Annotated in this window: 2 protein-coding genes; one reads left to right on the top strand and one right to left on the bottom strand. The window is 63.0% G+C overall.

Annotated elements, in window-relative coordinates:
• Positions 1-158: 158 nt before the first annotated feature.
• On the bottom strand, positions 159-2,024 hold the full coding sequence (locus tag E4O92_RS02465) for a phosphoenolpyruvate carboxykinase (GTP) (RefSeq protein ID WP_135188168.1): 1,866 nt from the start codon (positions 2,022-2,024) through the stop codon (positions 159-161).
• A 357-nt stretch (positions 2,025-2,381) separates the two neighbouring features.
• Here E4O92_RS02465 and E4O92_RS02460 point away from each other — a divergent pair, with 357 nt between their 5' ends.
• Positions 2,382-3,368 (top strand): D-2-hydroxyacid dehydrogenase family protein, encoded by a 987-nt coding sequence (locus tag E4O92_RS02460; protein ID WP_135188167.1) that lies wholly within the window; start codon positions 2,382-2,384, stop codon positions 3,366-3,368.
• Positions 3,369-3,442: the final 74 nt, after the last annotated feature.

Raw genomic sequence — 3,442 nt, 5'->3', positions numbered from 1 at the left:
ATCTCGCTCTCCTTGAACAAGGCGAACTCATGACAACCGATTTTAGGACGGGACAGTCCCATGAAAAAAGGCGACGCCGCAAGGCACCGCCCTTTCTCATGTGCGGCCCGCGCGGGCCGCAAACACGTCACTTACTCAGCGTGCCGCTGGCAGCTGGCTTATTTAGCCAGCGACTTCTCCAGCTTCTCCTTGGTCGCCACCAGTTCCTGCGGCAGGCGATAGGCCAGCTTGTCGAACAGCTCGGTGTGCAGCTTGAGCTCCGCGCGCCATGCGTCCTTGTCGATCGAGGTGATCTGGTTGAACTGCTGTTCGCTGAACGCCACGCCTTCCCACTTCAGGTCGGCATAGGTCGGAGTGGTGCCGAACATGTTCTCGACGCCGCCGGCCTGGCCCTTGCTGCGGTCGAGGATCCATTTCAGCACGCGCATGTTCTCGCCGTAGCCCGGCCACACGAAGTTGCCGTTCTCGTCGGTGCGGAACCAGTTCACGCAGAAGATCTTCGGCAGCGCGGCCGGGTTCTTCTCGGCCACTTTCTTGCCCAGATCGAGCCAGTGCTGGAAGTAGTCGCTCATGTTGTAGCCGATGAACGGCAGCATGGCGTACGGGTCACGGCGCACCACGCCCATCTGCCCGGCCGCGGCAGCGGTGGTCTCGGATCCCATGGTCGCGGCCATGTACACGCCTTCGGTCCAGTTGCGCGCCTCGGTCACCAGCGGCACCGTGGTCGAGCGGCGGCCACCGAAGATGAAGGCCGAGATCGGCACGCCGGCCGGGTCGTCCCATGCCGCGTCGATCACCGGGTTCTGGGTGGCGGCCACGGTGAAGCGCGCGTTCGGGTGCGCGGCCTTGGTGCCCGATGCCGGGGTCCAGTCCCTGCCCTGCCAGTCGATCAGGTGCGCCGGAGGCTGTTTGGTCATGCCTTCCCACCACACGTCGCCGTCGTCAGTCAGCGCCACGTTGGTGAAGATCACGTTCGAGCGCAGCGACTCCATGCAGTTGCGGTTGGTCTTTTCGTTGGTGCCCGGGGCCACGCCGAAGTAGCCGGCTTCCGGGTTGATCGCGTGCAGGCGGCCGTCCGCGCCCGGCTTGATCCAGGCGATGTCGTCGCCGATCGTGGTCACCTTCCAGCCCTCGAAACCGGCGGGCGGAATCAGCATGGCGAAGTTGGTCTTGCCGCAGGCCGACGGGAACGCCGCCGCCACGTAGTTCTTCTCGCCCTGGGGCGACTCCACACCCAGGATCAGCATGTGCTCGGCCAGCCAGCCGGTGCCGCCTGCCTGCGCGTCCTGGTAGCCCATGTTCGAGGCGATGCGCAGCGCGAAGCACTTCTTGCCCAGCAGCGCGTTGCCGCCGTAGCCGGAGCCGAACGACCAGATCTCGCGCGTTTCCGGATAGTGGACGATGTACTTGGTCGGGTTGCACGGCCAGCGCACGTCCTGCTGGCCTGCCTGCAGCGGCATGCCCACGCTGTGCACGCAGGGCACGAAATCGCCATGCTCGCCCAGCACGTCATACACGGCGCGGCCCATGCGGGTCATGATGCGCATGTTGACCGCGACGTAAGGCGAGTCGGACAGTTCGATGCCGATGTGGGCGATCGGCGAGCCCAGCGGGCCCATCGAGAACGGCACCACGTACAGCGTGCGGCCGGCCATGCAGCCGTCGAACAGGCCGTGCAGCGTGTTGCGCATTTCCTTCGGGTCGATCCAGTTGTTGGTCGGGCCGGCCTGCTCGCGGGTGGCCGAGCAGATGAAGGTACGGTCCTCGACGCGCGCCACGTCGGACGGGTCGGACCAGGCCAGGTAGGAGTTCGGACGCTTTTCGGGGTTCAGCTTCTTCATCGTCCCGGACTCGACCATCTGTGCGCACAGGCGGTCGTACTCCTCTTCCGAACCGTCGCACCAATAAATGGCGGCCGGCTTGGTCAGGACGGCGATCTCGGCCACCCAATTGATGAGCTTTTGATGCTTGATGTAAGCTGGAACGTTCAGTGCGGCGACGCCGCCCATCACGGGCTGATTCATGGTACCTCCAATGCCAATAAAGAATTCTTCTCTTCGACCCCGCACGGCAGGTCGTCGCCAGGCCGGGGTATGCGCAGGAATCCATACTTCATGGGTGCGGGGTACGGCGGTCTTGTCGACAACCTCAGCGTGGAGGCTGTTTGGAACGGTGCTGCTAGGGCGAATGGCCCGGCAATACGGCCGGACGCCAGTATCAAACCCTCAATTTGCGACCGATTGTACACCGCTCGAACGGCGATTCAACCGTTCAGGATCCAAAAATGTAGGAATAATTGTTGAGAAATGTAGTAGGCTATTCCTGTTTGAGGATATCCCGTTACTACCCTACGAATTCAGCCATAACTTCTGCCAACTTCCATGAAAATTGCAATTCTCGACGATTTCCAAGATGCAGTCAGGCATCTCGAATCTTTTAAATTATTGGACGGTCACGAGGTCAAAGTGTTTAACAATTCGGCGCGCGGGCTGGGCCAGCTGGCGATCCGGCTGGAACCGTTCGACGCGCTGGTCCTGATCCGGGAACGCACCGCGTTTCCGCGTGCGCTGCTGGCCAAGTTGCCAAACCTGAAACTCATTTCGCAGACCGGCAAGGTCAGCGGACATGTCGACGTGGCGGCTGCCACCGAGCACCGGATCGCGATTGCGGAAGGCGTGGGCTCGCCGGTGGCGCCAAGCGAACTGACCTGGGCCCTGATCATGGCTGCGAGCCGCAAGATCGTGCCGTACGCAACCAACCTGAAGGACGGGCTGTGGCAGACCGCATCGATCAATCCCGCGCTCAACGGGCTGGGACGGGTGCTGAACGGACGCACGCTGGCGATCTGGGGTTACGGCAAGATCGGCCGCACGGTGGCGGGCTACGGCAAGGCGTTCGGGATGCAGGTGCTGGTGTGGGGCAGCGAAGCGAGCCGCCAGGCGGCGCAGGCCGACGGCTACCGGGCCGCGGCCACGCGCGAGGAGTTTTTCGAGCAGGCCGATGTGCTGAGCCTGCATCTGCGGCTTAACGATGCCACGCGCGGGATCGTCAAGGCGGGCGATTTGGCGCGCATGAAGCCGGACGCTTTGTTCGTCAACACCAGCCGTGCGGAACTGGTGGACGACGGGGCGCTGGAACAGGCGCTCAAGAAAGGACGGCCGGGCTACGCGGCGCTGGACGTCTTCACCGACGAGCCGCTGGCGGCGGATTCGGAGATTCTCCGCATTCCTACGGTGCTGGCCACGCCGCACCTGGGGTATGTGGAGCAGGACAGCTACGAGATATATTTCCGGGCCGCGTTCGAGAACGTGGTGAGCTTCGCTGCGGGCAAGCCGACGAATATCCTCAATCCGCAGGCGCTTACTTAAGAATGATTGCGTGACGTAACGTAACGTGAAAGAAAGCACTGTACGGACGTGCAGCGTCCTGACCTGAGTAGGCC

It is taken from the genome of Massilia horti (assembly GCF_004614195.1).
Classification (GTDB): Bacteria; Pseudomonadota; Gammaproteobacteria; order Burkholderiales; family Burkholderiaceae_D; genus Telluria; species Telluria horti.
The sequence above is the reverse complement of the archived record's forward strand: the minus strand, read 5'-3'. Positions and strand labels throughout refer to the sequence as shown.